The organism is Psychrosphaera sp., assembly GCF_982872775.1.
The window spans coordinates 20,486-24,949 of record NZ_CEYNSH010000045.1; the positions used below are offsets into that span (position 1 = coordinate 20,486).

6 protein-coding genes are annotated in these 4,464 nt (G+C 38.0%); 3 read left to right on the plus strand and 3 right to left on the minus strand.

What is annotated here, in order from left to right:
• The 3 genes from AC4E96_RS11895 to lepB form a co-directional block, all read left to right on the plus strand.
• The coding region (locus AC4E96_RS11895; protein ID WP_490255964.1) for a hypothetical protein at nt 1–296 on the plus strand (296 nt) is incomplete at its 5' end.
• An 80-nt stretch (nt 297–376) separates the two neighbouring features.
• Nucleotides 377–619, plus strand: coding sequence for a VF530 family protein (locus AC4E96_RS11900; RefSeq protein ID WP_490255965.1), 243 nt, complete (start codon nt 377–379; stop codon nt 617–619).
• Between the two features lie 53 nt (nt 620–672).
• Nucleotides 673–1,308, plus strand: coding sequence for a signal peptidase I (gene lepB, locus AC4E96_RS11905; protein ID WP_490255966.1), 636 nt, complete (start codon nt 673–675; stop codon nt 1,306–1,308).
• A 1,381-nt stretch (nt 1,309–2,689) separates the two neighbouring features.
• Here the strand turns inward: lepB and AC4E96_RS11910 are convergent.
• The 3 genes from AC4E96_RS11910 to AC4E96_RS11920 all read right to left on the minus strand — a co-directional run bounded on the left by AC4E96_RS11910 (nt 2,690) and on the right by AC4E96_RS11920 (nt 4,390).
• Nucleotides 2,690–3,457, minus strand: a complete 768-nt coding sequence (locus AC4E96_RS11910; protein ID WP_490255967.1) for a hypothetical protein — start codon at nt 3,455–3,457, stop codon at nt 2,690–2,692.
• A 376-nt stretch (nt 3,458–3,833) separates the two neighbouring features.
• Nucleotides 3,834–4,121: a type II toxin-antitoxin system RelE/ParE family toxin gene (locus AC4E96_RS11915; RefSeq protein ID WP_490255968.1), complete on the minus strand. Its 288-nt coding sequence runs from the start codon at nt 4,119–4,121 to the stop codon at nt 3,834–3,836.
• Between the two features lie 2 nt (nt 4,122–4,123).
• Nucleotides 4,124–4,390, minus strand: a complete 267-nt coding sequence (locus AC4E96_RS11920) for a type II toxin-antitoxin system Phd/YefM family antitoxin (RefSeq protein ID WP_488034087.1) — start codon at nt 4,388–4,390, stop codon at nt 4,124–4,126.
• Nucleotides 4,391–4,464 lie beyond the last annotated feature (74 nt).

Consider the following 4,464-nt stretch of genomic DNA (forward strand, 5'->3'; position numbering starts at 1 on the left):
TAATGAGCAAGGCCTTATTTCCTCTATTCGAGCTTATCTTGGTAGAGGTGATTGATATGGATATCGTTGTTGCTTTAGTTTTTTTGTTATTAGCCTTCCTCTTGTATTCTCAGTTTTCAGATGAGTCTAAGCGAAGGTCTAGAGAGAAAGAATTTCGCAAACTCGCCAATTTAGCCCCTGAGGTACAGGAATTAATTAAGGAAGAACAAAAACTTAAAGCAATTTCTGAGTACCGCCGTATTTACGGTGCTGGTTTAAAAGAAGCAGAAAGCGTCATAACCTGTCACTTACCTTAAATCATGAACACCTAACAATTGTAGCAGTGGCATTGTCTTGTATAATCACGTGTAGTTTATTTACTTTATTGAGACGTTTTATGAGCAATGCCCAGCCAAACAATCCCCTTCATGGCTTAACCCTTGAGAAAATCCTCGTTCGACTTCAAGAACATTACGGTTGGAAAGGTCTAGACGCAGAAATACAGCTAAACTGTTTTTATAACAACCCTTCCATCAAATCTTCACTTAAATTCTTAAGACGCACTGAGTGGGCACGTAAAAAAGTTGAAGACTTGTATATCAATACATTTTGCCGCGAAATAAACTCAAGAAAAGAGTGATAAAGTAAGAAATCTTTAGAGCAGGAGCTATGCTATAGAAGGAGAAAAACAACATGAAAACTTCCAAACTCTTCAAGTCCAGCCTTTTGCTATTTCTTTTTCTCGGTATAAGTTCTGCCTATGTCAAAGCATATACCATAGCAGGACCGTCAATGACTCCGACCTACTGGTATGACGATATCGTCGTGTCTAATCACCTCGCTTATGACCTCAGATTTCCTCATACCGATTACGTTTTATTGGAAACGGGTCTGCCCCAACGAGGCGATCTAATTATGTATTTTGATATTCCGAAAAACGTAATGGCCGCTAAGCGAATCATTGGTATTCCCGGTGATACAGTTAGCATCAAAGATAACGTGGTGTACCTCAATGGCGAAAAAATCAGTCAGACCATTGAGCCTAAGCAGCTTTTTAATATTGTCCCTGATAAAAATGAGATTGGAGAAATAGTCCTTAGCGAAAAAATTGACGGTAATTCTCATTTGATCACATTCACCCCGGACGCAGGGAAAAAAACCTCACTCGAAGCGATTACAGTTACAGAAGGTAAGTATTTCATTTTAGGCGATAATAGAGATAATAGTGCTGACTCTAGGTTCATTGGGTTAATCTCAAAAGGTCAGATTAAAGGCAAAGTAATTTACGGAAACAGACCGCTAGAATCTTATACTTCACCCAGCGCATAACGATAAGGACCATCGATGAAGGCTTTAACTAAAAGACATATCCCGTTTATATATCTTGCGGTAATTTCTGCATTTTGGGCTTTTTACTATCAAATCCTCTCTTACCCAAGAGAAAGATCCCGATGAGGCGATATCAAAGCCAATTCAAAAAATTTTAGGTGAAGGTGCTATAAGCTCACTTCTCTCTTTTGAGGCGCGAGTATGGACATATGCGTTATTTTCAAAAAAGGTAAAACAACAAAATTTTACTGGCGAGCGTCATTTTAGCTGTCATAAAAAAGACGGTGCTCAAAGCAACCAATTAGGCTTTATCTTTCTAATTTTATTTGAGCTACCTGTGGTGCACCTACTTTTACACTTTTTGTGGTCACCGTTTGCAGCTAACGTTACAACAATCTTAACTCTACTTGGTTTAGTGTTTTTTGTTGCCGAGTATAAAGCGCTTGCAATTAGACCTATTTCAATTCTTCAGGACGGTATTATCGTCAGATACGGTGTTTGGAATCCATTAAGGATAGCTTTAAGTGACATTGCTCACGTTCAACCTAATTCAGTTTTCATTCGTCGTTCTGGTAATGTGAAAAGGTTTAATTTGGCAGGTAATCCAAATATTGAGATCAAGCTGAATTCAGGAAAATTCATATATCTAGGCGTAGATTTGCCAAATGAATTTCTTACGACTCTTAACAAGTATCGTACAAAATCAATATGACAACCGTTAGGTAGTCATCAAGGAGGAAGTAATATTGCGAATATTTTTAGTGCTATTTTTTGGTATTGTTTCCTCGGGGTGTGCAGTCAATATACCTTCGAACGAACGGATAATCGAAATATCAGAATCTCAAATCGAATGTCCAAACGAAAAAATACAAATAGTTCATAGGAAAAGCTCCTGGGTTAGTCGTAGCTGGGAATTGTCATGTGGCGACAAAAGGCACTATTGCGAAATGTATGCAAATAATTCAGTGAGCTGCAAAACCCAAAGCTAGTTGCGCAAAAAGATTAAATATCCGCCTTTCTTAAAAAAACTACGCTTAAAGCGGCCGTAAGGGAGTCTTAAGGCCAAGTTCTGAATAAAGCGAGGGGAAGTAATTCACTCGTAATATTAACGGCAGTTTTAGACAAGGAACGGACGGTTATGCTTCGTTCGGCCGAGCGCTGATTTGTTCCTATTGTAGCTAATCAAAGCCACAGGTACTGGTGCCTATTAACTCGATTATTATATTGCTTGCTTCAGGAGAATAGATCAATCACAAAATATTAGTTGTTGGAGCGTTTTTTCGTTATAGCATTGAAGCGTAAATATACTAAAACATATTATCGGCCTCCATTGCAGCTAAATATGAAAGCCCTGATAAATATGCTCATTTGAAGCAGCAACTCAATTTGCACTTTTTCTATTAGCTAGAAAAATAAATGGAAGTAGTAGGAGTACCATTAAAGTGCTTGGTTCTGTAACAGTTACACTGCTCGTACTCCTAACCAAAACAATACCCTGTTGGCCTGAAGCCCAAGAATTATTGTATAAAGGAGACCAAAGCAATTGAGCCTTACCGTCTAGAGTTAGTCCGCCATTATTTACATAATCATCTTGCACACTTGCGAGCATGAATAGACCATCTTGATTTACGTCCTCTCCGAACAGAGCTGAAGACCGTTGAAATCCACCTTCACCTAAATTGTTGCTTAAGCCAGCTGCGGCATATGTGTCACCAAACATGGAGATGAATGTTAAATCAGCTCCTCCTTCAGTCCCGGTGTCCACTCCTGTACTTACTACTTGAGAAACACCTTCTAGGTTACTAAAGCTATTAATTCCAAAAAAAGTATTAAAAAGACCTGCCACCTGACTCCCAGTTGCTACAGTCCAACCCGTACCATACCCCAATAAGTCAGCTCCACCTCCATTTGCCCAAGATATACTTCTTCCAATACTTAAATCCCATTGTAACCACTCAAGTCCATTGCCTGTAACTACATCTGTAGAAGTATCATGTGTAAAGCCATTGAAACTGATCACTCCAGCATGACTAGGTAGAGAAAATATACTCAATGTAAAGGTATAAACCAAAATAGCGATAAGCTTCTTACAGTTTGATGCTCTTTTTGTATTAACTAGTGATAGTAAATAACGTGTTAAAAAATTCATTGTTTTGATCCCTTTCGTATAAAGTCCACGCAACTTTATGCAAATATAAAACCAGAGCAATTAATTTAACAAATTCAAATAGTTAATTTAGTGAAGTTACTAAGTTGTATTAATTTTGTAAACTTTTTAGACACCTCTAATTAAAAGTAAAACAGCCAATTAGATAATTCAGGAAAACTGAATTGCCAAGACGAAAATGGAACATGGCCATTCGTATTCAGCTAAAGGCGTAAAAACAATATTAAATATTATGATGTATAGTAGTATGAGAAGCTTTACCAACTGAATTTAAAAGACTGCATTACGTACTCACCCGAACTTCACAAAAGTACTAGAAGCTATCTTGTAAGCCACAGCCTCTTGTTATTAGCCGGTATTAATCAAACTTTAATAATCGTTCGCTTCGCCACACTCGAATAACGCTAATACTATTGATACCCAATAAGTAAACAATTCGAAATGGAGGTCGGATTAACTCTCTTATACTTGAGTCGTTAAATTCAGGGACAACTCTTCCAATTTCAGGGTGGTTGGTGAGACACTCGACATCAGACACGATTTCCTTTATGAATTTGAGGCCGACATCAGGCGCACCTTGCTCTGAATAATATTCATTGATGACGTCTAAATCGGCAGCAGCAGAATTAGAAAATTGGACATCCACAGCTATAGACCAAACTTCTGCTTGATGTCGTTAATTGATTTCGTGTCACCATCCTTAATTTCAATAAGACCTTGTGTAACAGACTTAACGAATGCCAATTCTTCATTTAAGTTTTCAAAGTCTTCAAGGCTTTGAACTATAGCTACCCCTCGACCTCGACTCGTGACCAGAACTGGCCTATGACTTTCTGTTGCGTGATTGACGACTTTACCAGGATTAACCTTCAAGTCAGTAAGTGGGATTACATCTTCAGAAAATTTTGGCTGCATATTAACCTCTCTTAGAGTCCTGTTTATAGCACCGATTAAGAGGTTTTTCAATCAGACCTATAACAGTTTCTAGT

Excerpts from the sequence above, each read along its gene's own strand:
- AC4E96_RS11920 (WP_488034087.1), bottom strand. The coding sequence starts at position 4,390 with ATGCAGCCAAAATTTTCTGAAGATGTAATCCCACTTACTGACTTGAAG.
- AC4E96_RS11900 (WP_490255965.1), top strand. The coding sequence starts at position 377 with ATGAGCAATGCCCAGCCAAACAATCCCCTTCATGGCTTAACCCTTGAG.
- lepB (WP_490255966.1), top strand. The coding sequence starts at position 673 with ATGAAAACTTCCAAACTCTTCAAGTCCAGCCTTTTGCTATTTCTTTTT.
- AC4E96_RS11910 (WP_490255967.1), bottom strand. The coding sequence starts at position 3,457 with ATGAATTTTTTAACACGTTATTTACTATCACTAGTTAATACAAAAAGA.